Raw genomic sequence first — 23,720 nt, forward strand, 5'->3', positions numbered from 1 at the left:
TCAGTGTCGTACCGCCCCCGTCACCAACCAGGCCTCGCCGCGGGTGCGCCAGGCGAGTGTCACCAGGCGGGCGAGCATCCACAGGCCGATCGCGAGCCACAGCGCCACCAGTCCGCCGCCGGTCAGGCGGACCGCGCCGGCCGCCGGCAGGAAGACCAGGGTCGTCAGGACGCCGGCCACGGCGAGGAAGCGCATGTCGCCGGCGCCGATCAGCACGCCGTCGAGCACGAACACAGGTCCTGCCACGACCTGGAGGACGGCCACCACCGCGAGCGTGCTCAGCAGGAGGGACCGCACGTGCGGCTCCACGCCGAACAGCGCGGGCAGCCAGGGGCGGACGGCCAGGAGCGCGAGTCCGACGCCCACGCCGGCGACGAGGCCCCACTGGGTCATCCGCCAGGTCGCTGCACGGGCCGCGGGCACGTCGCCGGCGCCCAGGCAGCGGCCGGTTATCGCTTGCCCGGCGATGGCGATGGCGTCGAGGGCCAGTGCGAGGAACCACCACACCTGGAAACCCACTTGGTAGGCGGCGATCTCGTCGTCACCCATCGCCGTGGCGACGACCGTGCCGGCGACCAGGACGACGCGCAGGGTGAGCGTACGGACGACGAGGTTCACCCCGGCCGTCGCGGCGGCACGGAGCCCTGCCAGGTCGGGGCGCAGCGGGATCCCGTGACGGTGTGCGGCGCGCAGCACCGTTGCCACGTAGACCGCGCCGCCGACGGTCTGGGCGACCACGGTTCCCCAGGCGGAGCCGGCGATGCCCCAGTGGAGGCCGTAGACGAAGGTCGCGTTGAGCGCGGCGTTGCCCGCGAAGGTGGCCACGGAGACGGCCAGCGGCGTGCGGGTGTCCTGGAGACCGCGCAATACGCCGGTGCTGGCCAGGGCCACGAGCATGCCGGGTACGCCGAAGAGGCTGATGCGCAGGTACGTCTCGGCGTGCGGGCTGACGGCCGCGGAGGCGCCGAAGGCGTCGACGATGGCGGGGGTCAGTGGCCAGCCCGCGAGGATGACGAGCAGGCCGATGCCGACGGCCAGCCAGATGCCGTCGAGCCCTTGGCGGATGGCCTGGCCGAGTCGGCCGGCGCCGACGAGTCGGGCGACGGCGGCGGTGGTGCCGTAGGCGAGGAAGATGCAGATGTTCACCAGGGTGCCGAGCGCCTGCCCGGCGACACCGAGGCCGCCGAGGGGCGCGGTGCCCAGGTGCCCGACGATGGCGGAGTCGGTGAGGAGGAAGAGGGGTTCGGCCACGAGCGCGCCGAACGCCGGCAGGGCAAGGCGCAGGATCTCCCGGTCGTGGGCGCGCGCGGAGCTCCGCCGGGTGGCGGGGGCTTGGTCGGGCGATGGGGTCATGAGGGCTCCGGGGTGTCGGGCCAGCCGGGGACCGTGCCGGGGCGGCGGTCCAGTTCCTCCGCGATGGTGCGCAGGAGGTCGGCGCGGGCCGACCGGTGCGCGAACGGGAAGAAGTGGCCGCCGGGTACGCGGTGGACGGTGAAGCGGCCGCGGGTGCAGGCACCCCAGGCCCGGACCGCTGCCCAGGGCACCACGGTGTCGTCCGCACCGGCGAAGGCGGTGACCGGGCAGTCGAGGACGTCTCCGGCGCGGTGCCGGTAGGTGTCGGTGAGGGCGAAGTCGGCCCGGAGGGCGGGCAGGAGGAGCTCGAACAGTTCCTCGTCGTCGAGGACGGGGGCCGGGGTGCCGCCGAGGCTGCGCAGCCGGGACCTGAGCTCCTCGTCGGTGGGCTGCTGCCCCGGTGCCGAGCCGGTCCGCCCGGCCGCTGCGCGGGCGGCCACGGGGAAGACATGACGGACGGGCGCGCCCTCGCGCTCCAGGCGGAGGGCGAGTTCGAAGGCGAGGACGGCGCCGAAACTGTGGCCCAGGAGTGCCAGGGGCCGCCCGGCGTGCGGCCGGACGGCGTCCATGAGGTCGGCGAGGAGGGCGTCCAGGTCGGTGAGGGGTTCCTCATCCGTGCGCAGGCCGTGCCCGGGTCGTTCGAAGGCGAAGGCTTCGACGGTGGCGGGCAGGTCCTCGTCCCAGCCGGCGAACAGGCGGGCCGAGGCGCCGGCACCCGGCAGGCAGAACAGCGCCGTCGCCCCGGGGCGCCGCGCGGCCGGCGCCGAGGGGGAAGGGAGGAACGTCACCACGGGGCGGGCACCTCACCGTGCCCGGTGGTGCCGTAGCGCTCCGCCAACTCGCGGGTGAGGCCGGGCAGCAGGGGCGCGGCCCATGTGGCGAGGGCCCGCAGGCCGTGCCGGGCGAGGGCGGGGTCGGTGGCGGCGCGGCCGGCCAGCAGGCCGAGCAGGTGGGCGGTGGTCTCGGCGGCCTGGCGGAGGCTGAAGGTCTCCGGGGCGTAGGCGCGCAGCATGCGGTCGCGATAGCGACCGACGATCGCGGTGGCCGTCGGGTCGGGTGGCGCGGGCCGGTCGTACCCGGCCAAGGCGGTGTGGAGCGTGGCGAGGGGCCGTCGCAGCCGTGTGTCGACGCCGGTGAGGAAGTCCTTCTCCGAGAAGTCGGCGGGTTGGTGTTCGGGGTTGGAGAGGGCGAGGTGGAAGCGTACGGCGTCGGCGCCGTGCTTGGTGACGAGGTCGCGGGCCCAGACGAGGTGGCCGCGGCTGGTGGAGAACTTGGCGCCCTCCAAGTGGAGGAACTCGTTGGTGATGAGGGCGGCCGGTTCGATGAGGCCGCCGTGGGCGAAGCCCAGGCCGAGGTGGGCGAAGGCGAAGTAGAAGGTGTTGTCGTAGCCGAGGAACTGCACCAGTTCGTATCCGGAGTCGCGGCCCCAGACGTCCGGTGCCGGCCTGGCCGGGTCGAGCCCGGCGCGGGCGGTGGCGGCCATGTGGACAAGGCCGGGCAGCATTTCGGCCCAGACGTTGAGGACCTGCCCGGGGAAGCCGTCGACGGGGACGGGAATGCCCCAGTCGGCGGGGTAGCTCACGGGGAAGTCGGGCAGCGGCCGGGCGAGCATCTCGTCGACGAAGCGCAGGACGTGCGGCCGCATCGTGGCCCGATGCCGGGTGTAGAAGGCCTCGAACCGGTCGCGGTAGTCCTCCAGGGGCAGTACGAGGACGTCGACCTCGCGAGGTTCGGTGGCGGCCTGCTCGGCGCCAGCGGGTGTCTGGTACAGCAGCGTGGCGGGCTCGTTGGGGTGCCCGCAGGTCTCGCAGATCGCGCCGCAGGTCTCGGCGAGGCATGCCGGGCAGTACCCGGCGGCGAACCCTTCGAGGAGGTGGCGCCCGGATGCCGGGTCGTAGGGAAAGGTCCAGGTGCGCCGAACGAGGCGGTCGGCACGGTGCAGACGGGCGAAGAAGTCGCGGACCCGGTCCCGGTAGGCCTCGTCCGGGGTGGTGAAGGCGTCGACGGCGATGTCGGCGAGGCGGAGGGTCTCACGGATGTCGCGGTTGCAGCGTGCGGCCAGGTCGGTGGGTTCGACGCCCAGTCGCCGCGCCGTGGTCACCACGTAGCTCTGGTGGTCGTCGCCGCCCGTGACGTAGTGGACGGTGTGGCCCAGTAGGCGCTGGGCCCGGCAGAAGACGTCCGCGGCGAGGTAGGGGCCCGAGAGGTGGCCGAGGTGCAGGTCGCCGTTGGTGGTCGGGGGAGTGGCGGTGACGAGGAAGGAGCGGGGGCGCTCCGCGCGGTCGGCGGTCACGGGGCCGCTCCGAAGGCACCCATGGACCACACGGACACCATCTCCAGTTCCTCCCGGGCGGAGGTGTTCTCGAAGTGGTGGCGCCTGTGGGAGTCGACGACGAAGGCGTCGCCGGGTCCGATGGCCGTGCTCTCACCGTCGAGGTGGAGCAGACCGGTGCCGCTCACGACGTAGAAGTGCTCGTGATCGGCATGGGAATGGGGCGTGGTGGTGGTGCCGGGGGCGACGGTGCACACGCCCATGCCGGTGTCGGACGGGCCCGTCGATCCCCAGGGCAGGATCCGACGGAAGTCGCAGCCGTACTCCTGTGTCGTCGGGGCGTCGGCTCGGCGCTGGAGGGGGGTGCTGCTCATGCGTCGGCTCCTTCCAAGGCGTCGGAGAGGGGAAGCCGTCCGCCCTCGCCCGGCTCCGGCTGGGGGCCGAAGACGGAGTCGAGGATGCGGGCGGCCCGGTGGGCGAGGACGGACAGCAGGGTGCTGCTCAGACCGTGGGAGTGCTCGGCGGCGCCGTGCAGGAAGATGCTGGGCCGGCATTCCACGGTCGTTTCCACGGAGTAGTCACGCCGGATGCGCAGGGTGCCGTCAGGGGCGCGCAGGAGCAGGGGTTCGAGGCCGGTCAGCAGGTCGCCGGCTTCCCGGAAGTCGTAGCCGGTGGCCAGGACGACGGCGTCGAAGCGGCTGGTGAGGGCCTGCCCGCCGGCGGGGGCGCGCAGGGTGACCAGGGCCGTCGGGCCGTCGGCCCGGCAGGCCGCGAGTTCGGTGAACCGGCACAGCCGCAGCCGTTCCTCGCCGTGGACGCGCTGGTCGTAGAGGAGCTCGGCGATGGCGTGGATGTCCTCGTCGTCGACGGCCGCGTAATTGGTGGTGCGCAGTTCGGTCAGGATGGTGTGGCGGCGGGTGGCGTCGGCGGCGTGGAAGAGGTCGACGGACGCGGGGTCGAAGATCTCGTTGGCCAGCGGGCTGCTGTTCGCGGGGGTGAGGGCGAATCCGCGGTGGGCGAGGGTGACGTCTGCGTAGGGGAACTCGCGGGCCAGGTAGCGGAAGACCTCGGCGGCGCTCTGGCCGGCTCCGACGACGAGGAAGCGGTGCGGCAGGTCGCGGCCGCGCTGGTGGAAGCGGTCGATGCTGGGCAGGAAAGTGCTGCTGTGGAAGACGACACCTCTGTCGAGGGCGTCGCGCTCGACTCCCGTCGGAACGACGGGACGGCCGCCGGGCGCCAGGGACACGTGGTCGGCGGTGACGGTGTGCTTGTCCCCGGTGATGTCGCGGTAGTCGACTGTCAGGTGGGTGACGCTCCCGTCAGTAGCGGTGGCCGGCCGGACGCGTTCCACGAGGTAGCCATAGGAGACGTGGTGGTTGAGACGGTCGGCCGCCCAGCCGAAGTAGTCGGCGTATTCGCGCCGTGTGGGGTGCAGGGTGCCGAGGTTGAGGAACTGTTCGAGTCGCCCCTTGCTGACCAGGTAGTTGGTGAAGGAGAACGGGCTGGTCGGGTCCTGGGGACTGACGAGGTCCTTGAGGAAGGCGATCTGCATCCGGGTGCCGTCCAGGAGCATGTCGGGATGCCAGCTGAAGGCGGGCCGGGCTTCCAGGCAGTGCAGGCGGGCCCGTACGGAAGGCTCACGGGTGGAGTCGCACACGGCGGCGAGCGACAGGTGGGACGGGCCGAAGCCGACGCCGAGCAGCCCGTAGTGCGGGTACCGCCGTAACGAGGTGACCGTCACGCTGATCGCCCCTCCTGGTCGGCGCGGGAGGCGGCGAGGTGGTGGACCGTGCCCTTGCGGGAGAACAGGTCGCGAAGCGCGAAGGAGAACCCGCGCGCGCGGGCGAGCGAGGCGACCTTGAGCGCCGCCAAGGAGCTGCCGCCCAGTTCCAGGAACGGGGTGTGTATGTCCACCGCGTTGCTGCTGGTGCGCAGCACGGTGGCCCAGATGTCGGCCAGGGTGGCCTCGTTCGGGGTGCCTGGCGGGACGATGGGCCCGCCGGGAGTGGTCCGGGAGACGGTGACCGCGGGTGCCGCTTCCTGTGCAGGGCGGGGTGGCAGGGTGCCGGCGACACGGTCGAGGAGTTTGCCGAGGGGCTCGCCGCCGCCGTCGGCGATGGCTTTCAAGACGTCACGGAACGCGCTCATGACGGTGTCGACGGTGTCCTGGTCGAAGTGGGCGAGGTCGTACTCGGCCTGGAAGGTCAACTCGTCCTCGGCCATCACCCCGATCGTGAGGGGGTAGTTCGTCCAGCCGAGGTTCCGTTCGTGCCGGACGGTGATGCCGTCGCCGCCGGCCCAGCCGATGCCGTGGGGGATGTTCTCGAAGATCAGCAGGGACTCGAAGAGGGGGCTGCCGCTGCGGACGTCGGGGCGCTCCTGGATCAGTGGCAGGGGGTAGTGCTCGTGGGCCCGGGCGGTGACCTGGGTGTGCTGGACGTCGTGGAGCCAGCCGGCCATGGGCCGCGCGGGGTCCAGGGCGACCCGCATCGGCAGGATGTTGACGAAGATGCCGGCCATGTCCTCGATGTGGGACAGACCGACGGGCCGGTGGGTGATGGTCATGCCGAAGCACACATCGTGCCGTCCGCTGAGCCCGGCGATCACCGTCGCCCAGGCGCCCTGGATGAGGGAGTTGAGGGTGAGCCGGTGGGCCCGTCCGTAGGCCGTGAGCCTGCCAGTCAGGTCCGCGCCGACGGGGTAGGCCGCGCCCGCGTGCATCTCCTGGGGGCTCGCGGACAGGCTGGGCTGCGCCGTTCGGCCGATCGTGGTCGGCCCGTCGAAGCCCGCGAGGTGCCCGCTCCAGTAGTCCCGTGAGGCATGGCGGTCTTGGGCGCCGACGAACGCGACGTAGTCGCGGAAGGGGCGGGTGGCCGGCAGCCGGGGCGGGGTGCCGCGGCGGTGGGCGTGGTAGATCTCCAGGGAGTCGCGCAGGAGCAGGAAGAGCGACCAGACGTCCAGAATGAGGTGGTGGTAGCTCATGACGAGCCGGTGCCGACGGGCGCCGGTGCGGATGACGGCCAGCCTGAACAGCGGGGCCTGTTCGTAGACGAAGCCGCGGCGCCGGTCCTCGGCGAGGTGGGCGTCCAGCAGGGTCCGTTGCCGCTCCTCGGGCGTGTTCGACCAGTCGAGGACCGTCCACTCCAGCGCGGCCTGCCGCTGGACCACCTGCAGCGGTTCTGCCAGGCCCTGCACGGCGATCCACGACCGCAGGATCTCGTGCCGGCCGACGACCTCCTGCCAGGCCCGGTGGTAGGCGTCGAGGTCGAGCTCGCCTTCGAGGGTGTAGAGGAACTGCTCGACGTAGACGCCGGAGTCGGGGTCGAGCAGGGAGTGGAAGAGCATGCCCTTCTGCATCTCGGTGACCGGGTGCACGGTGGCGAGGCCTTCGGGGTCGGCGGCGGTCCGCCGTACGACCTCGAGGTCCTCGCCGTTCACGGTGAAGGGCCCGGCGACGAATTCGCCGTCGATGTCGCCGCGGCCACGGTGCTGTTCCTCGACGGCGGCGGCGGTCTCCGCGATGGTGGGCGTGCTGAAGAACTGGGTGGAGCTCAGCCCCAGGCCCTTGGTGTTGGCCTTCGCGCTGATGAGGAAGCCTTGAATGGAGTCGCCGCCGAGCGCGAGGAAGTCGTCGTGGATGCCGACCCGCGGCAGGGAGAGCATCTCCTCCCACAGCTCGCACAGGTACAGCTCGAGCTCATTGCGCGGCGGGTGGTACTCCTCCGACAGCTCCAGTCGCATGCCGTCCCGGTCGGCCAGCGCCCGGCGGTCCACCTTGCCGTTGTGCGTGAGCGGGATGGCGTCGACGACCGTGAACGCGGCAGGGATCATGTAGTCGGGCAGCGCTCCGGCGAGGCGGGCCCGGATGTCGGCTGCGGTCGGCGGTGTGCCGTCGCAGGTGAGGTAGGCGACGAGACGCTGGTGGCCGCCCGCGCCTCGGCGACCCACCGCGACCGCTGCGGTGACACCCGGTACCTGGCGTAATCGGGCCTCCACTTCGCCCAGTTCCACCCGGTAGCCGGCGATCTTGACCTGGTCGTCGAGGCGGCCGAGGAGCTCCAGACGACCGTCGGCCGCCAGCCGGCCCAGGTCGCCGGTGCGAAACAGCCGGCCGTGCGGGCTGCCGGTGAACTTCGCCTCGGTCAGGTCGGGCAACCGGTCGTAGCCCTCGGCCATGCCGGCGCCTGTCAGGCACAGTTCTCCGCTCTCGCCGGCGGGAACCGCGCGCAGGTCCTCGTCCAGGATCAGGGGCGTGAGCTCGGCCGGCCTCCCGACCGGCACGAAACCGTCGTACGTGGCGCCGGGCAGGCATTCCCAATAGCCGGCGTACAGCGCTTCCGTGAGGCCGTAGACGTTGAACAGCCGGGCCGGCAAGCCGGCGGAGAAGAAGGCCTCAGGGAGCGAGCCGGGCATCGCGTCACTGCTGCAGAAGACGTACTTCAGTGAGGTGAGGGAGGCGAAGCGGGGGTTCTCCAGCATGCCAGAGAGCAGGGCCGGCACGACCATCAATGTCGTCACGCGGCCGGTGTCGAGCCATTCGACGAGTCGGTCTGGATCCTTGTGCTCGCCGGGCGGGACGACCACGGCGGTGCCGCCGGCGAGCACGGGCCAGAAGACCTCGCGCACCAGGTTGGTGATGCTGAGGGTGGTCCGCAGCAGTTGCCGGTCACCGCGCTCCAGGGGGAACGTCCGCTGCAGCCACTGCTGTCCGCTGAGCAGCGCGCGGTGGGTGAGCATGACGCCCTTGGGCACGCCGGTGGAGCCGGAGGTGTAAAAGACGAACGCGAGGGCGTCATCGGCCAGGTGCACGGGCGAGGCGAACGGGGCGGCGGCCTCGTGGAGCAGGTCCTCGACGGCGACGGCACGCACACCGGGCGGGCAGGGCGTCTCGGCGAGGGCGCGTTCGGTGAGCACGACCCGGGCGCGGGAGAATTCCAGGACTGTTCGACGGCGTTCGGCCGGATCCTCGGGGTCGGCGGGCACGCAGATGGCGCCGGCGCGCAGCAGGCCAAAGAGGGCCGGCCACAAGCGGAGGGATCGCGTCAGGTGCAGGCCCACCCGGTCCCCGGGCCGCACACCCAGGGACACCAGTCCGGCCGCGACCCGGTCGGCACCGGTCTCGGCCTGCTCGAAGGTCAGGGTGGCCTCGCCGTGGAGCGCGGCGATGCCGTTCGGATCCGTCTGTGCCTGGGTGGTGAGCAGATCGTGCAGAAACAGCATGGAGAAACCCCGATCTCCGCCAGTCGCGGAAAGTCTGTGAGGACTGTGCTGCACACGTAAGGGTGTGGGAACGGGCGTCACGGTCTCGTGCCACAGGCATGTTTAATTGACCCTCAAGGAACGCGATAGGTCAGGAACCGGACGTCCCCTGGCCGCGGACCTCGCGCAGCGACCGCCTGAGACGGGGTGGACTCCGTGAGCTTGGACTCAAGGGCCAGGCCAGCGGTGCGGGAGTCGGCGCCGCGCTCGAGCTTCTCCACGTCCGCAGCCGGACGGTGACGAAGCAGGCGGCGCGATGGGCTCATGATGCGCAAGAGAATCCAGTGCTCGGCCGGAAAACCATAGAAAGCGTCGGCAGCTGCGCCAGCAATGGAAGCTGCGGGGCGCGGGTACCGTCCATGATCGGGCGAAGCCGATGGTCTTTGGCCTTGGAGCCCAGCAAGCATCCGGCCTGCCGCCAATGGCCGCGTGCGCCAAGGGCCCCCGCGCTCGCACTGCCTGACAGGGCCACGGCCAGTCCCTCCGGGGCGATGAGCCGCCCTCGGTCAGGGCGACCCACGAACTGGCCGTGCTCTCCGACCGGTTGCCCCGGGCAGGGGGCAAGGCGGTCGGCGGCTGGTGGAAGCGGCAGTTCGGCCCGGAGTTCAACCTGGTCGGCGAGGACCGCGCACCGGTGGCTCGCGAGGCCCGATGCATCGGCTCCGTCAAGTGGCTGGGCACCCCCTCCGATGCCCACGGCCTGTCCGCATTCTCACGCCGCGCCGTCCAGGCTTCGATCCCAACAATCCGACCTGGGATTCTTGGGCTGAGTACCCGCCCGTACGGCGCCGACAACCTGCGCGAGTGGTCACTCAGTTACGGCGACGGCTGTGTTTTGGCCAGCGGAGATCCACCACTGTCCTTCCCTCTTCACCAGCACCCACGTCCCTACATTGGCGCGCATATGTTCTGACACGACGATGGGCTGCCGGAAGAAGACCACGGCGACGTCCGAGGTCGGGAAGGTGATGCGCTCGATTTCGTACCAGGTGTTAATTCCCTCTGCATGCCCGGTCAGGCGCTCGTTGTGATATGCGTGAATCTCCTCCCACCCAAAGAACCGTGTGCCGTTCACCGCGGTGAAAACGATATCCGCGGTGAACCGCTCGTCGAACTTCGCGGCGTCATGCTCAGCGAAAGCTGATCCCAAATCGGAGAAAATTTCCGCAATGAGGCGCGCATCATCATTATTGGTCTGAACCCCCTGAGTATCCGGGCGATCGGTCACTCTTCGCTCCCTGGTTGAGACGGGTGCGGCCACCGTTGATCCTCGTGAGTTGTGTGGACTGACGAAGAGACGGTGGCCGCAGCTCACAGCATAGATCCGGGCCGTTGGCGGATGGCGTTCGAGGTGGCCGTGGGCCGTATCGCGGGCGTCGCCGAGGTCGTCACCTTCGGCGGCACCACGCTGACCGCCGCCGGACCGGGCGCCTACATCGCCAAGGCCACCGCCGCGGGCGACTTCCCCCACCTCCTCGCAGGTGTCGCGGTGATGAGCCGGTACGTCGTCGGCGTCAACCGCCTCTTCTGGCGCCTCCTGTACCGCCTCGCCGACACCCGCTACGCCCTCTGAACTTCTCTACGCAAATACCGGAGCCCGCCATGGTGCTGAACACCCTGCGCAACCCGCGCGCTGCCCGACACCCCCTCCCCGTCAAGACCTCCCGCGCCGCCGACGGCGACATCCTGCTGGAGACGTTCGCCTGACCAGGACCTACACGGGCGCCGACAGCGAACTGCCCGTCCCGGGCGGTCTCGACCTCAAGGTCCGCGCCGGCGAGGTCGTCGCTCTGCTCGGCAAGTCCGTCTCCGGCAAGTCCACCCTGCTGCGCTGCCTGGCCGGCCTCGTACCGCCCAGCTCCGGCACCGTTTCCTACCGCGACACCCCCTTGACCGGCGCCAACCCCGGCACCGCCATGGACTTCCAGACCTTTGCCCTGCTGCCGTGGCTCACCGTGCAGCAGAACGTCGAGCTCGGGCTTGAAACCCGGGGTGTGCCGGCCGACGGCCGCGCGGATGCCGCCCGGCAGGCCATCGACCTGATCGGTCTCGGCGACTTCGAGTCCGCCTACCCCAAGGAGCTCTCCGGCGGCATGCGCCAGCGTGTCGGCTTCGCCCGCGTCATCGTGCTGGTCACCCACAACATCGAGGAGGCCGTACTGATGGCGGACCGGATCGTCGTCCTGGGCTCCCGCCCGTACGGCACCATCCGCGAGACCATCGAGGCCGGCCTCGACCGCGTCTACCGGATCATGACCGGTCGCGCCAAGGAAACCCGCATTCCCGGCCGCCCCCAAGGCGCCGACCTCGACAAGCGCACCCCGGCCAACACCCCGCTGCCGACCGCAAGCGTCGACGGCCTGTCCGGCCTCGCCGAGATGGTCGCCCACCGCGGCGGCCGCTGGACCTCGCCGACCTCGCCGACGACCTCGGCCTGGAAGTCGACGACGTACTACCCTGGTCGACACCTTGGACCTGCTCGGCTTCGCCGAGATCAGCGACGACGATCTGGTCCACACTGACCGCGGCACCACCTTCGCCGGCGCCGGATCATGTCGACTCTCATGTCGGTGTCCGGCGTCCATGAGCGGCCGAGTTCGTCCCCCATCACCCCCGTCCCAGCCGAGAGCCTTCTCGATGTGGGTGACGAGCCGGTGCTCCATGGGTGCCCCTTACTCCTTCGGGAGGTTCAGGTCGCGGTTGTCGCCGTCATCGTCCGCACTGTTCTGCGAGCTGGTGACGTCGGACCGCTCGGACTTGTTGCGGTCGTGAGCGGTCGCCGGCTCCTCCACTGCGATCAGAAGCGCAGGGGCTGGTCCCCGCTTGTGGTGCTATCGCTGATTCGGGTGATTGCGTCGGCCTGGTGAATGAGGTGTCGAGCGCTGCGGTGCAGGGGGAGGTAGGTGTGGGTGGGCACTTATCGGTCAGGCGCTTGGGGGAGTGACCGAATCGAACCCTTGGTTCCCAAGTGGGCACTTTGCAATGATCGCCTCCCCATTGCTTCTCGGAGGCATCCATGCCTGATCACGTTCCCAGTTCTGTGGCCGACCGTTCGGCTCTACTGCGCGGCCAGTTGTCCGGCGCCCGTTCTGAAACCCGGTCAGGTCGGCGTCTCGCGCAGAGCCAGGCGGCGAATGTTCTGGTGGCTGCCGCCCTGCATGCGGCCGCGCGGCGTGAGCGGGGCATGGAGCTGACCGGGTTGGAGCAGCGGCTCACCGATCAGCTGGCGGCCCTGTTCGGTGAGGAGCAGGTGGCGGAGTTCGGGCGGATCTACCAGGAGCCGGCGTCCTGCGTCGGTATCACTTCCCTGTTCCCGGACGTCGTGGCCGAGCGCTCCCTGGAACAGGGGCTTGATGCCGAGGACGTAGCCGCGTGGCTTCCGTCGGTGCAGGCGGAGATTGCCGCGCTGTCGAATGTGCGGCAGGTGTCGGTCGAGGAGCTGGACCAAGGGGTGCTGACCGGTGAGGAAGAGGTCGTGGTGGTCACCGCACCGCCGACCGCGGGCACCGAGTTCGACATCGACGCGATCAACGAGGTGCGGGTGCGGTTCGTGAAGTTCCGCTGTGACCGCAGGTCAACCGAGCTGGGCAGCGACGAGATCTACTGGGGGACCGGGGCAGCCAGCGAACTCCAGCCCCAGATCGTCATGCTCACCCCCGAGTATCGCTCCATCAGCACCGGCACAGTGAAACACTTCTCCCCCAACGCCTGGTTCTTCAAAGGCCCGGCCGAGTCGTACATCGCCGGGCACATCCAGTGCTGGGAGGCCGACCCCGGCGGGAACAACTTCAACAAGGTGCGCCAAGTCCTCGCCGACGCGGCTCGGCAGTGTGCCATCTGGGCAGTCGAGTTCGGCATCAGCTATGAGGCGGCCCTGGCAGGGCTGACCGCTGCTACGGCGGCCCTGGTCAACTGGATTCTCGGCTTCAACAAGGACGACCTGGTCAAAGAGATGACCGTGGCCTGGAGCCGCGATGCCCTGGTGCGCATGTCGCAGACGAACGGTGGCCAATCGGAGCTGGTCTTCGACGGCGGCAGCGGAGGCAAGCACACCTTGACCATCGAGGTCACCTTCGGACCCGTCATCGCCACCGCCCTGCGCCACTCTCTCTACTACGCCGGCGACTGGTCGAAGCAGGTGGAGATCCCCCAGCTCATCAGCGGCTCCACGCGTCCTTCCATGGCCGTGGGCCCCAACGCTCGGGGCGTCGACGCCCTGTACGCGGTGTACCGCCAGGCAGGCGGCAAAGTCACCATGGGTGTCTACGACAGCGAAAGCTGGAGCCTGCCCCGCCCGATCACGGACCCCAACGGCAACCCCATCTACTCAGAATTCGACCCGTCCATTGTCAGCTATGACGGAAAGTCCATGGTGCTCTGGGTTCTCCGTGATTCTCAAAACGGCGGGAGGCATCACACCCGGTCACAGTTCATTGACCTGGCCACAGGCAAACTCTATGGCCCCATGGCAAGCATCCAAGATTCACCCATCGCTGCTGTGACTCCCATCGTGCACAAAGGCTCGCTATGGCGGATCGGCCCCAGAAGAAGCAACGGCGTCGAGGGTGAGAACGTCTCGGTCCAGCACTACGACAGCAGCACAAACGCATGGACGTGGGAAGCGGCGCTGCTCAAAATTCCCACGTACCTGCCCGTGGCAGCAGCATCCTTCCAGGATCGGCTCTGGATTTTCTACCGGGAAAATAATGGAGCGAACCAAGGGTTCCGTGCGATGTCCAGCCCGGACGGCCAGACCTGGCGCACCGAGACCCTGCCGACGCTCATGGGCAGGAATTCCGCCGTCCTGCCGCCGTCCGCGGCCGTCGCTACCCAGGGCGTGTACAGCAATCCGCAGCCACGGCTGTTCGTCGCCTACGCATCGACTGCCCTGCCGCACCGTATGACCGCCTGGAGCTTCGACGGGAGTACGTGGACCCAGTCCGACTCCGTGACCCATTCCGACGGACTCGGCCCCTGGTCCCCCTTCCTTCACGAGCACGCAGGAAATCTGCACATGCTCTTCAACATGAATGATGAGTTCCACTACCGTCAGACACTTATGATGCATTCTGACGGTACGGTGCGGGGCATCTCGCACGTACCCCATGACGGGCGGCAGATTTTCCGCCTTATCTCGCTGAGTGACGGCTCTCCGGCCATCCGTGCGGAGCAGAGCAATCTCCTGCTGACGATGAATTCCGACGGCACGGTTCGCGGCCTTCCGCATGAGCCCTATAATTACGGCCAGATCATCGAAGTTATCACCCTGACGGACGGCAAAAAGGCATTCCGTGCGAGCCATGGAAGCGATCTTCTGCTGACGATGAACGCTGATGGAACGGTACGCGGAGTGCCGTATCAACCTAACAATTTTGGGCAGGGATTCGACCTCGTCCCCCAACCTGATGGCAGCCACGTATTTTTCAACGGGTACGGGCGTTAAGGACGTTCGTCGAGCTCATGTGGTGGACGGGTGACCTTGCCGGTCACCGTTCAAAACCGACGCCGCGATGTGCCGTCAGTCGGCCGTCGTCTGCCTCTTCAAGCTGCCTGTGCTGACGAAGTTTCGCCGCGTTTTGCGGTGCGGAACGACAAGGTCCTTATTGATGTACGCGCCGTCGCCGAGCAACTGTCACACCCGCGGTGTGCTCGGCGAGGCCGAACTCCCGCCACACACGGGCATCGGCCCTGTTGCCGGGACGGGCCCCGAGCGGCGGCGATCACCAGTCTCGTGTCCGCATCGATGATGACCTGCACGTTCGCCGAGAACCTGTAGTTGCGGGAGGAGGCACCGACGCTTCGGTCCCGGACCGGGATCAATGTGCCGTCCACGATCCACAGCCGTTGTGTCGCGTCGGCGGGACGTGTTGCCGGCTCGAGGGCAAGGAGAGGGCTCAGCCGCTGGATGACTCGGCACACGGTTGCCGAGGAACAGCCGAACAGCGGCGCGAGCTGCCGCATCGTGAGGTTCCTTCGGTAGTACACGGCCACCAACAGCACCCTGTCCGCAAGCGGCAGACACCAGGGCCGACCGCCACCAGGACCGTTTCCGCCCCGTTCCCGCACCACCTTCAGCAACCGCTCGAACTGCCGCAGCCGCAGACCCGTGAACGTCTCCACCCACCACGACTCAGCCCTCAACACCCCACCCCTACAGGGGAAATGCCCGGATCACGGGGAGAGCAGGCCCGTGTACGGCCCGGACCTTGGTCTCAACCGCTGCCGTGACTTGCCGGCGGAAGATGGCCGGCCTGGGCGTTCAACCCCACACGCGCGGGGATCACTTGCCTTCCAACGTGGTGACGCGGCAGGCGACGACGGGAACAGCCCACACGTGCGGGATTCCTTGTTTGCGGGCGGACCAAAGGACGGGCAGCGTCCGGCCGGCCCGGCTGAGAGGACTCGTTCGGCCGGTGCGGGCCCGCGCCGGAACGACGGGACGGGCTCAGGCGTCTTCGGCCATGACATCGTCCAGCCAGTCGTACACACGGGCGAAAGCCAGGCGTTGGGCGCCGGCCTGGCAGTGCGCGTCCGCGCCCAGTGCGCCGGTGAATTCCAGCAGGGTCTTCGGGCAGGTCAGGTGCTTGTGGAGCAGTTCGGGCTGGCCCTCGAAGAACACGTCGTCCGAGGCCGAGCAGACCAGGGTGGGGCAGGTGATCTGCTGGGCGATGCCGTCGCGCAGGTGGTATTCGAGGAAGGTGCTGAAGACCCCGCGCGGGGTCTCGGCGCCCATGACGTACCTGCCCTGGTCGACGAGCCAGCGCATCTTGGGGCTGGCGGCGATGGCCGCCTCCACGGCGGCGTCGAGCTCGGGATCGTGGTCGGCGCGCAGCCTCCATTCGGCCTCGGCGCGGTCGAGGGACAGGGCGTCGGCGGCCATGTCGCCCAGGTCGTAGACGCCGTCGAGGGCGATGACGGCGGCGAGTCGGTGGTCGAAGGCCGCGGCACGCGGTGCGAGCAGGCCGCCCATGCTGTTGCCCAGTAGGGCTATCCGGGCGGGATCGACCTCGGGACGGGTGAGGGCGTGGTCGAGGACGGGGCCGACCACGTTCTCCCAGTCGGGGCGGAACACCAGGCCGTGGTGGTGGCGGGTCCCCGGCTGGCCGGGGCCGTCGAAGGACAGGACGTTGTAGCCGCGCTCGACGGCCGCAGCGGCGCCGGCGAAGTGCATTTCCTCGGCCGTACCGTCGAATCCGTTGAACATGACTACGGTCGGCCGGGCGGCGCCCGAGTCGTCGGCGCGGTACAGGTACCCCGGCAGCGTGGTGTCCTCGTAAGGGATCTCCACCGGCTCGACGACCGGGGTGAACAGTGCGGCTGCCTGGCGGAAACACCTCACCGACGCGTCGTATGCGTGCAGGATGCGCGGGTCCGTGGCGTCGCCGTGCAGGAAGAACTCGGCGCTTCGGTAGTAGTTCGACGCTCGCAGGAAGGCGTCGCGGGCGCTGACGCGGTGCCCGCCGGCCAGGGCCGTACGTCCCTCGTCGGCCACCCGGTCGGCGGTGGCGAGCCACTCGTCGTGCCAGCTGTCGTAGTCGTCGACGGTGATCCGTTCGGTGGTCACCACGACCTCGCCGAAGTCGGCGCCGCCGTAGGCGATGTGGCCGAAGGACCGCAGTGTCTCGAACCAGAACGAAGGGTTGTGCGGGAAGAACGGGGACTTCATCGACACTCCTAAAGCAGTTAGCGACTGCGTTAACGAGACTGTAGGAGCGCCGAGACGAAAAACGCAAGTGGCGACTGCGTTAAGGTGGGGGCATGGAGAAGGAAAGGGAGCCGGTCCGCCGGCCCGGTGGCCGTGCGGCCCGGGTCCGCGCGACGGTGCATCAGGCAGTCGCGGACCTGGTCGGCGACCGGGGCTACGGGAACTTCACGGTCGGCGATGTCGCCGCCCGCGCGGGCGTGGCCGACTCCAGCATCTACCGTCGCTGGGGAAACCTGGAAGCCCTTCTCTCGGACGTGGCCGCCAGCCGGCTCGCCGCCACTTCCCCCGTCCCCGACACCGGTAGCCTGGAGGGCGACCTACGCGCCTACGCGGCCACCGCCGCCCGCGACGTCGCCGGACCGGACGGGACGGCGATACTGCGCCTGGCCATCTCCTTGTCCAACTCGGGACAGCCGGGCCTGGAGGCCCGCGACGCGTTCCTCGCCGAACGCACCCGTCAACTGCAGGTCATGCTCGACCGGGGCCGCGACCGAGGCGAACACCCGCCAGATGTCCTCCAGGTGCTCGACCTCATCCTGTCCCCGATGTACCTCCGCATCCTGTTCGGAACGGGCCCACTCACCCCCGCCTACGTCGACGAACTGGTCGATCGCCTGCTCCTCCTCCGCACCGCCACCGGAGGATGAGACCCCGACGCAAACCACCGGTCGGCTCGCACCCCCGGTGCACCGCCGGGAACCGCCCGACCAGCCGCCGCGGCACTCGCCCCGGCCCTCCCCGGCCGCCGCCGCGCCGGCCCGTACTCGCGGGCCCCGTTCCCCTGCAAACCAACAAGTCCGGCCCCGGCCCAGCGGTCCGAGACCACACCGCCAACGTCTTCAGCGAACTTCTGACCCTCACCGACCTCGCCCCGAAGTACGGCGACGACTGGATCGCCGGGGCCACCCACGCCGCTCTGCACCGGATCGTGCAGACTCGCCCGCGTTGCGACCGTGCACCCAAGACCGCTACGAACGCTGCATCAAGGACGGCAAATCCCGACGCGACATCGCCGGTTGCCTCAGTCTGTATTCGCCGCAGTGCACGAAACCCAGATGTCCTCCCGAGCGTGACCGACGACTGGGGCACACATCCCCGGGCCAGGGAAAGCAATCGGCGTAGAAGGCCCGGTGCCAAGGATTCCGACGGTCTACCACTCATCCGTGCAACTCTGCTGCACTGCCGAGGTGATCGATTCCCCGCAGGTTGAACTCGACGTGCTCCGCAACCGGATACGGCGCATCGAACCGGACAGCGAGCTCGCCGACCCTTCCGTACGCAGCCACCGGCTGCGGGAAATCCGCGCACTGCGCCTGACGATCAGCGAGGTCGCCGGAGAGTGCAAGTTCGAGGGCAACGTGGACGAGGCACCGCACGGCAGTAGCCACCCGGTTGCTCGTCCGCCCGCGCCGCCGCCAGCTCGGCCAGCATCTCCGGCAGCGCCGGATCGTCGATCGCGGCGACGGGGAAGAGAGGCGGCTTCGCGCCCCCGGGCATACTGCGGTGCCCCTGCGCGTCCGCTTCCCAAGATCTGTGCCAGAGCCCGCTCGAACCGTGCGAGCGTCACGAACGATGCCCCCGGGGTCGCCACCGGGTCCCGTGGGGGCATCTTTCAGCTGAGTCCTCGGCTCGGCCGGGCCGAGGCTGCGGCTTCACCCCGCGGGCTCCCCGACCGCAGCAGCAGTGCGGCCAGAGGGCGTCGAGTAGCTCGCGGCCGTCTCGTCGAACAGTCATGCCCGGTGCGCCGCTTCGGCTTCGTGGTGCGGACGCCGCCGTTCCTCTTCGCCGCTCCCGGGCGGCGACCAAGCCCTGGCGTGCGGACCGGCCTGCTTGGATACTGATCACCATGCGCCCCATGGCCGGCACGGACAAGCAGTCGGCGGAGGGGGTGGCAACCTGACGTCTGTCGAAGGTAGGCAGAGCACCTACGTCGCGTTCTCCGAGCTCCACTGTGAGAGTGGGACGGACAGGACAGTTCCAGCGTGAGAGGGCGCGGCGGTCCCGCTCAAGGCAGTCCACCGCTTCAGTCGGGCAGCTGGGTCCTCACGCTGGTTGCCTCTCCTGAGAGGACCGGGGGTCGAGGACATGTACACCTGAATGCCCCTGGTGGAGCGGCCCCAGCCCCTCGTTTCCTTGCAGTTGCGAGCTCGCTGCCGGTCTCGTCAACGCTAAGGAGGTGCAGTCAGCGCAGCGGGTCCCGACTGCCGCCCGCGGGTAGGGCTGCGCTGCCGGAGCCGCGTCACGCCGGCTCGTACACCAGGTCCCGCAGCAGCCCGCTGGCCCCCGCGGCGATCGGGCCGGCCGTGGCGTCTCGGTACCGCTCGATCACATTGCGGTTCTTGCAGGTCCACCGGATCGAACTTCGTGCGGCGGTGATCGGCCCACGACCTGCCACGACGACCGGTACTGGAGGGCGGCAGAGGCCGGCTGCGGTCCCACTGCCGGTCGGTCGGCCAGGCGTGACGAGGCATCAGGATCAGGCCGCAGAGTGCTGTGCACCCGGGATCAGGCCGGGCACGGAGTGGGCGGCGTTCTACCAGGCGCTGTCCGAGGCCTTCGGCCCGAGCATCGACGCGCTCGGCCCCAACTTCGGTGACGAGGCCCTGAGGGCGCGCCGGCCGACTCGGCCTCGCTGGCCACCCTCGTCGGCAGCGGGGACCGGTACCTGTGGCCCCAGACCCATGACCTACGGCGCATCCCGTTGCACGACCCGACCCCGGTCCACCCGCACGTGCTGCTGTTCCGCAGCGGAGACCAGCACCCCGTGCTGACCGCGCTACGCGTCCATCTGCGCACCGCAGGCCCGCGAACCCCGCACGACGTGTGGGCGCCCGGCTGGGTAGACCGCTGACCAGACGCCCGCATCAACAGACCCTAGCCGCCGGATGTTTCAAGGAGTTCGTGCAGCAGGTGGGCGGCGGTGATCACGCCGAGTAGGTGCGTGCCGTCCTCGGCTTGCTCGACGACGGCGATCAGCGGGCTACGCACGCGGGCCATGAGCGCCGCCACTTCCAGCGCGGTGTCGTCGGGGTCCGCGAGGGGAGGCGGGGGTGCGTCGGCAGGCAGGCAGTCGCCGACGCTGCGTCCGGTCAGGACCTGGCAGAGCTGGTCGGCGTGCTTCTCGTCGACGACCGGGGCGAGGGCGGGATCTTCAATGACGTACTCCGGCACCAGGATCTTGATCATCTGCGAGGCGGGGAGGATCGCCCTGGGGCGGTCGTGTTCGTCGAGCACCAGAAGGCCGGGGAGTTGGTGCTCGGCCATCAGCCGCGCCGCCACCAGGGCATCGCTGTCGACGCTCACTGCTTCGTAGTCAACGGCCAGATCTCGTGCGCGCACGGCCTGCTCCTCGTCTGCTGGGAGTGTCCCTGGTCCCAGCCTTGCTCATCGCCGAGCTCCCGGCGATGACGTTGACGCGATGCTTACGCCGCAGGCCGGGCTCCGGCGATGCCTGCTGCGGTCCTCCCGTTGCGCGCTGGGCCGTTGTGCTGCCCCGGCGTGCGGCAGTGCGAGCCCGGTCACGCCCGCTCGCCGTCGTCGGCTCTGTTCTCCCGAAGCTACGGCGAAGAACGCGAACAGCAGCCTCCCCGGCCCGGTGGGGGCGTAGATGCCGGGCAGCGGCCCGGCGAGCATATCCAGGACCAGGCCGTGGGCGGTGAGGTGGTCGGCGAGCGCGGTGAGTTCGGCGGCGTCGCGGCCGAGCCGCTTCATCTCGTACACGGTGAAGATGACCCGGCAGCGCGGGGCGTGTGACTTGACCTCTCGCGCGGTCCGCAGGGCTTCCTCGAATTCGGGCCGTACGCGGACGCGGGTGCTGATCTTCTCGCTGAAGATCTTGTCCCTGGGGATGGGGTGCCATGGCCGGCCTGGGCCGCGGTAGGCGGGGGTGGGAACCCGCAGCGCCTTCTTCAGCCGGGGCACCATCGTGAAGCGGCGGGTGTGGTAGGCGGAGGCGACCGCGCCGCCCCGCGAGCGGCACGGTGATCCGGGCTGCGCGTCACACTTCGGTCAGGCGTGCTGTTCGACGTCGTCGGCGTCCGACCGGCCGGTTGGCGAGGGCTGCTGAGGGTCCGTCACGGGCCCGGATTTTCGCGCCATGCAAGTCTCAGAAGGGGGGGCCGTCCCGCTTCGGGTGAGAACGGGTTCTGAGAACCGCTCGGGGTTCGGGAGAGGCTTGGCGGCCAGTTGTTGATCTTGCTCGCGCACAGGAACCCCCCGTTTATGAGAGTCCAGGTGTTCGGTCGCGGCCCTGGGGGCTCTTGGGCGTGGCTGGCTACCGGCCTACGATGATCGGCATGTCGCCCGATGCCTCCTCATCCTCCGTCTGGCCGGTCCTGCACTACGACGACACGAGGGCGGCGATGCGCTTCCTGGTCGACGTGCTGGGGTTCGAGCAGGTGGTCGCTGCGCCGGATGAGCATGGCGGGATCGGGCACGCGGAGCTGCGCTGGCCCGGCGGCGGTGCGCTGGTGTTCGGTTCGACCCGGCACACGGACAGCGTGCACGGGCGGATGCGGGCGGGGACGAGCGCGGTCTACGTGGTGAGCGACGACGTCGACGCTGTGTATCGGCGGGTGGCCGACGCCGGTGGCGAGGTCCTCGAAGCGCCGCATGAGGCCCGGTTCGGGTCGGGCGCCGCGGCGTACGTGTGCACGGTGCAGGACCCGGAGGGCAACCTGTGGACCTTCGGCACCTACCGCGGCCCTTCACCGGAGTAGAGCGCAGGGACGAGACGGGAGGACCCCGCCCTGTGGGGCCGGGGTCCTCTGCTGTGAGTGTGCGGCGCGGGGATCAGTGGCTGCCGGTGAGTTCGCCGGTGAGCTTGCCGTGGAGGTCGGCGCTGGGGTCGTTCAGGCCGGTGATCTCCACGCTCTTGCCGCGCTGGGCGTACTTGGTCTCGATGGCGTCCAGGGCCGCGACGGAGGAGGCGTCCCAGACGTGGGCGGCCGACAGGTCGATGACGACCCTGTCGGGGTCGCCGGCGTAGTCGAACTGGCCGACGAGGTCGTTGGAGGAGGCGAAGAACAGTTCACCCGTGACCCGGTAGACCACCGTGTGACCGTCGGGGTCGGTGACGGTGGTGACCTCGGCGAGGTGGGCGACGCGCTTGGCGAAGATGACCATGGCGGTGATGGTGCCGACGGCGACGCCGATCGCGAGGTTCGAGGTGGCGACCACGACGATCACGGTGATGACCATGACCACGATCTCCCCGGCGGGCATCCGCTTGAGCGTCTTCGGGGCGATGGAGTGCCAGTCGAAGGTGCCGAAGGCGACCATGACCATGACCGCGACCAGCGCGGCCATGGGGATGTCGGAGACGACCGGGCCGAAGGCGATGCACAGCACCATCAGGAACGAGCCCGCCAGGAACGTGGACAGGCGGGTACGGGCGCCGGACACCTTCACGTTGATCATTGTCTGGCCGATCATGGCGCAGCCGCCCATGCCGCCGAAGAAGCCGGTGACGATGTTGGCGATGCCCTGGCCGATGGACTCGCGGGTCTTGGAGGAGTGGGTGTCGGTGATGTCGTCGACCAGCTTGGCCGTCATCAGTGACTCCATCAGGCCGACCAGCGCCATGGCGAGCGCGTAGGGGGCGATGGTGGTCAGGGTGTCCATCGTGAACGGCACGTCCGGCAGGCCGGGGACGGGCAGGGAGGACGGCAGGGCGCCCTTGTCGCCGACGGTGGGCACCGCGATGCCGGCCGCGACCGTGATCACGGTCAGGATGATGATGGAGACCAGTGGGGCCGGGATCACCTTGGTGACCTTCGGGAAGAACACCATCAGCGCGAGCCCGCCGATGATCAGCGGATACACCGCCCACGGGACATCGTGCATCTCCGGCACCTGCGCCATGAAGATCATGATGGCGAGCGCGTTGACGAAGCCCGTCATCACCGACCGGGGTACGAACCGCATGAGCTTGGCCACGCCGACCGCACCGAGGATCACCTGGAAGACGCCGGCCAGGATGACAGTGGCGACCAGGTAGCCCAGCCCGTGTTCGCGGTTCATGGGGGCGATGACGAGGGCGACGGCACCCGTGGCGGCGGAGATCATCGCCCGTCGGCCGCCGACGATGGAGACCGTGACGGCCATGGTGAACGAGGCAAACAGGCCGATCGCGGGGTCGACCCCGGCGATGATCGAGAACGAGATCGCCTCGGGGATCAGCGCGAGGGCGACGACCAGGCCGGCCAGGACCTCGGTGCGCCAGACCTTCGGATCGTTCAGCCAGTCGGGCTTGAGGCCGCGCAGGCGCGCGGCGGGAGTCGCTGCAGCAGAAGACAAGGGAGATGCGCACCTGTCGTGCTCGGGCACACCCCACAGGCGGGCTGGCCGGGGCGTGCGGGAAGGACGCGCAGGGGCCGGGCCGGCACCCCGCGGACGACCCGCAGGGCGGGCCGGAAGTCGCAGAGGGGAGGGACGCAAGGCGGGGCGGCGCGCACGGGCGGCCGCCGGCTCACCTCCAGGGGCGAAGCCTCACGGCGGGCAGGCGGCGGCGATCGGCGTCATGGGCTCACGCACGCTCTCTCCTGCAACAATCGGATCTTCGCTGGGGGCGCCATCGGCCCCGGAACGGCAACGGCGGGACGGCCGGGCCGCCCTCACCACCCGCAACTCTACCCTAACGTTAGAGTAGAGGTCGGAGGGTCGTACGGGACGCGGCTCGCTACGACGGGAAGGGCCAGGACAGCGGCGTGGACGGCAAGCACATGCAGATCGGTGAGGTCGCCGCGCGGACGGAGCTGTCCCTGCGCACCATCCGGCACTACGAGGAGACCGGCCTGGTGATCCCGTCCGCCCGCTCCCAGGGCGGGTTCCGCCTCTACACCGAGACCGACGTCGCCCGGCTCATGGTCATCCGCCGGATGAAGCCGCTGGGCTTCACTCTGGAGCAGATGCGCGACCTGTTGGACGCCACCGACTGCCTGGACAGCGGCGACGCGCTCGACGCCGCCGAGCGCGAGGAGTTGCTGGAGCGGGTGCGGGCCTACCGGCAGGCCGCCGCCGAGCAGGTGGAGAAACTGCGCATCCAGCTGGCCCGCGCCGAGGACTTCGCCGACACGCTGGGCGCCCGCCTGGAGCAGAGCGCTCCGGTCGCCCCCGTCTAGCACCGCAGCC

19 protein-coding genes and 3 pseudogenes are annotated in these 23,720 nt (G+C 69.6%); 7 read left to right on the plus strand and 15 right to left on the minus strand.

The window, feature by feature from the left end:
• From AB0411_RS15890 to AB0411_RS15920, 7 genes are all read right to left on the minus strand, one after another.
• Nucleotides 1-1,353 (minus strand): MATE family efflux transporter, encoded by a 1,353-nt coding sequence (locus AB0411_RS15890; RefSeq protein WP_366417880.1) that lies wholly within the window; start codon nucleotides 1,351-1,353, stop codon nucleotides 1-3.
• A complete protein-coding gene (locus AB0411_RS15895; protein WP_366417881.1) occupies nucleotides 1,350-2,144 on the minus strand; it encodes a thioesterase II family protein in 795 nt (264 codons plus the stop codon). Before AB0411_RS15895 ends, AB0411_RS15890 begins: the two co-directional genes overlap by 4 nt.
• Nucleotides 2,138-3,646, minus strand: a complete 1,509-nt coding sequence (locus AB0411_RS15900) for a class I tRNA ligase family protein (RefSeq protein ID WP_366417882.1) — start codon at nucleotides 3,644-3,646, stop codon at nucleotides 2,138-2,140. Before AB0411_RS15900 ends, AB0411_RS15895 begins: the two co-directional genes overlap by 7 nt.
• Entirely contained in the window at nucleotides 3,643-3,999 is a 357-nt protein-coding gene (locus AB0411_RS15905; RefSeq protein WP_366417883.1) for a cupin domain-containing protein, read from the minus strand. Before AB0411_RS15905 ends, AB0411_RS15900 begins: the two co-directional genes overlap by 4 nt.
• On the minus strand, nucleotides 3,996-5,366 hold the full coding sequence (locus AB0411_RS15910; RefSeq protein ID WP_366417884.1) for a lysine N(6)-hydroxylase/L-ornithine N(5)-oxygenase family protein: 1,371 nt from the start codon (nucleotides 5,364-5,366) through the stop codon (nucleotides 3,996-3,998). Before AB0411_RS15910 ends, AB0411_RS15905 begins: the two co-directional genes overlap by 4 nt.
• On the minus strand, nucleotides 5,363-8,845 hold the full coding sequence (locus AB0411_RS15915; RefSeq protein WP_366417885.1) for an amino acid adenylation domain-containing protein: 3,483 nt from the start codon (nucleotides 8,843-8,845) through the stop codon (nucleotides 5,363-5,365). Before AB0411_RS15915 ends, AB0411_RS15910 begins: the two co-directional genes overlap by 4 nt.
• 847 nt (nucleotides 8,846-9,692) lie before the next feature.
• Nucleotides 9,693-10,112: an SgcJ/EcaC family oxidoreductase gene (locus AB0411_RS15920; protein WP_366417886.1), complete on the minus strand. Its 420-nt coding sequence runs from the start codon at nucleotides 10,110-10,112 to the stop codon at nucleotides 9,693-9,695.
• Nucleotides 10,113-10,223: 111 nt separating this feature from the next.
• Between AB0411_RS15920 and AB0411_RS15925 the strand changes: the two genes are divergently transcribed.
• The 3 genes from AB0411_RS15925 (at nucleotide 10,224) to AB0411_RS15935 (ending at nucleotide 14,327) form a co-directional block, all read left to right on the plus strand.
• The gene (locus tag AB0411_RS15925; RefSeq protein WP_366417887.1) at nucleotides 10,224-10,457 is read left to right on the plus strand and encodes a hypothetical protein; all 234 of its coding nucleotides are present in this window, start codon (nucleotides 10,224-10,226) and stop codon (nucleotides 10,455-10,457) included.
• A 217-nt stretch (nucleotides 10,458-10,674) separates the two neighbouring features.
• On the plus strand, nucleotides 10,675-11,406 hold the full coding sequence (locus tag AB0411_RS15930; protein WP_366418230.1) for an ABC transporter ATP-binding protein: 732 nt from the start codon (nucleotides 10,675-10,677) through the stop codon (nucleotides 11,404-11,406).
• Nucleotides 11,407-11,900: 494 nt separating this feature from the next.
• Complete coding sequence (locus AB0411_RS15935) at nucleotides 11,901-14,327, plus strand: hypothetical protein (RefSeq protein ID WP_366417888.1); 2,427 nt, start codon at nucleotides 11,901-11,903, stop codon at nucleotides 14,325-14,327.
• Between the two features lie 132 nt (nucleotides 14,328-14,459).
• On the opposite strand, the pseudogene AB0411_RS15940 reads toward AB0411_RS15935, so the two are convergent.
• Nucleotides 14,460-15,028, minus strand: a pseudogene (locus AB0411_RS15940) (transposase family protein); the annotation flags it as partial.
• Between the two features lie 301 nt (nucleotides 15,029-15,329).
• On the minus strand, nucleotides 15,330-16,550 hold the full coding sequence (locus AB0411_RS15945) for an alpha/beta hydrolase family protein (RefSeq protein ID WP_366417889.1): 1,221 nt from the start codon (nucleotides 16,548-16,550) through the stop codon (nucleotides 15,330-15,332).
• A 92-nt stretch (nucleotides 16,551-16,642) separates the two neighbouring features.
• On the opposite strand from AB0411_RS15945, the gene AB0411_RS15950 reads away from it, so the two are divergent.
• Entirely contained in the window at nucleotides 16,643-17,236 is a 594-nt protein-coding gene (locus tag AB0411_RS15950; protein WP_366417890.1) for a TetR/AcrR family transcriptional regulator, read from the plus strand.
• A gap of 510 nt (nucleotides 17,237-17,746) precedes the next feature.
• On the opposite strand, the gene AB0411_RS15955 is transcribed toward AB0411_RS15950, so the two are convergent.
• Nucleotides 17,747-17,977 carry a hypothetical protein gene (locus tag AB0411_RS15955; protein ID WP_366417891.1) on the minus strand — a complete coding sequence of 77 codons (231 nt, stop codon included), beginning with the start codon at nucleotides 17,975-17,977 and terminating at the stop codon, nucleotides 17,747-17,749.
• An 851-nt stretch (nucleotides 17,978-18,828) separates the two neighbouring features.
• Nucleotides 18,829-18,984 (minus strand): hypothetical protein, encoded by a 156-nt coding sequence (locus tag AB0411_RS15960; RefSeq protein ID WP_366417892.1) that lies wholly within the window; start codon nucleotides 18,982-18,984, stop codon nucleotides 18,829-18,831.
• Nucleotides 18,985-19,087: 103 nt separating this feature from the next.
• Between AB0411_RS15960 and AB0411_RS15965 the strand changes: the two are divergent.
• Nucleotides 19,088-19,440: pseudogene (locus AB0411_RS15965) on the plus strand (LysR family transcriptional regulator); the annotation flags it as partial.
• 23 nt (nucleotides 19,441-19,463) lie between these two features.
• Here AB0411_RS15965 and AB0411_RS15970 read toward each other — a convergent pair.
• The 3 genes and pseudogenes from AB0411_RS15970 to AB0411_RS38115 form a co-directional block, all read right to left on the minus strand.
• Nucleotides 19,464-19,928 (minus strand): CBS domain-containing protein, encoded by a 465-nt coding sequence (locus AB0411_RS15970; protein WP_366417893.1) that lies wholly within the window; start codon nucleotides 19,926-19,928, stop codon nucleotides 19,464-19,466.
• 45 nt (nucleotides 19,929-19,973) lie between these two features.
• Nucleotides 19,974-20,510, minus strand: a complete 537-nt coding sequence (locus AB0411_RS15975; RefSeq protein ID WP_437042392.1) for a recombinase family protein — start codon at nucleotides 20,508-20,510, stop codon at nucleotides 19,974-19,976.
• Nucleotides 20,484-20,585: pseudogene (locus tag AB0411_RS38115) on the minus strand (zinc finger domain-containing protein); the annotation flags it as partial. The pseudogene AB0411_RS38115 and the gene AB0411_RS15975, both read right to left, overlap by 27 nt.
• 299 nt (nucleotides 20,586-20,884) lie before the next feature.
• Between AB0411_RS38115 and AB0411_RS15980 the strand changes: the two are divergent.
• A complete protein-coding gene (locus tag AB0411_RS15980) occupies nucleotides 20,885-21,307 on the plus strand; it encodes a VOC family protein (RefSeq protein WP_366417896.1) in 423 nt (140 codons plus the stop codon).
• A 73-nt stretch (nucleotides 21,308-21,380) separates the two neighbouring features.
• Here the strand turns inward: AB0411_RS15980 and AB0411_RS15985 are convergent, their stop codons facing one another.
• Complete coding sequence (locus AB0411_RS15985; RefSeq protein ID WP_366417897.1) at nucleotides 21,381-22,886, minus strand: SulP family inorganic anion transporter; 1,506 nt, start codon at nucleotides 22,884-22,886, stop codon at nucleotides 21,381-21,383.
• Between the two features lie 410 nt (nucleotides 22,887-23,296).
• Here AB0411_RS15985 and AB0411_RS15990 point away from each other — a divergent pair, with 410 nt between their 5' ends.
• On the plus strand, nucleotides 23,297-23,710 hold the full coding sequence (locus tag AB0411_RS15990; RefSeq protein WP_366417898.1) for a MerR family transcriptional regulator: 414 nt from the start codon (nucleotides 23,297-23,299) through the stop codon (nucleotides 23,708-23,710).
• Nucleotides 23,711-23,720 lie beyond the last annotated feature (10 nt).

Source organism: Streptomyces angustmyceticus (assembly GCF_040701845.1).
Lineage (GTDB): Bacteria > Actinomycetota > Actinomycetes > Streptomycetales > Streptomycetaceae > Streptomyces > Streptomyces angustmyceticus_A.

What these genes read in the sequence shown, in the direction of transcription:
- AB0411_RS15890 (WP_366417880.1), bottom strand. Translation starts at nt 1,353, where the DNA reads ATGACCCCATCGCCCGACCAAGCCCCCGCCACCCGGCGGAGCTCCGCG.
- AB0411_RS15905 (WP_366417883.1), bottom strand. Translation starts at nt 3,999, where the DNA reads ATGAGCAGCACCCCCCTCCAGCGCCGAGCCGACGCCCCGACGACACAG.
- AB0411_RS15915 (WP_366417885.1), bottom strand. Translation starts at nt 8,845, where the DNA reads ATGCTGTTTCTGCACGATCTGCTCACCACCCAGGCACAGACGGATCCG.
- AB0411_RS15925 (WP_366417887.1), top strand. Translation starts at nt 10,224, where the DNA reads ATGGCGTTCGAGGTGGCCGTGGGCCGTATCGCGGGCGTCGCCGAGGTC.
- AB0411_RS15935 (WP_366417888.1), top strand. Translation starts at nt 11,901, where the DNA reads ATGCCTGATCACGTTCCCAGTTCTGTGGCCGACCGTTCGGCTCTACTG.
- AB0411_RS15945 (WP_366417889.1), bottom strand. Translation starts at nt 16,550, where the DNA reads ATGAAGTCCCCGTTCTTCCCGCACAACCCTTCGTTCTGGTTCGAGACA.
- AB0411_RS15950 (WP_366417890.1), top strand. Translation starts at nt 16,643, where the DNA reads ATGGAGAAGGAAAGGGAGCCGGTCCGCCGGCCCGGTGGCCGTGCGGCC.
- AB0411_RS15980 (WP_366417896.1), top strand. Translation starts at nt 20,885, where the DNA reads ATGTCGCCCGATGCCTCCTCATCCTCCGTCTGGCCGGTCCTGCACTAC.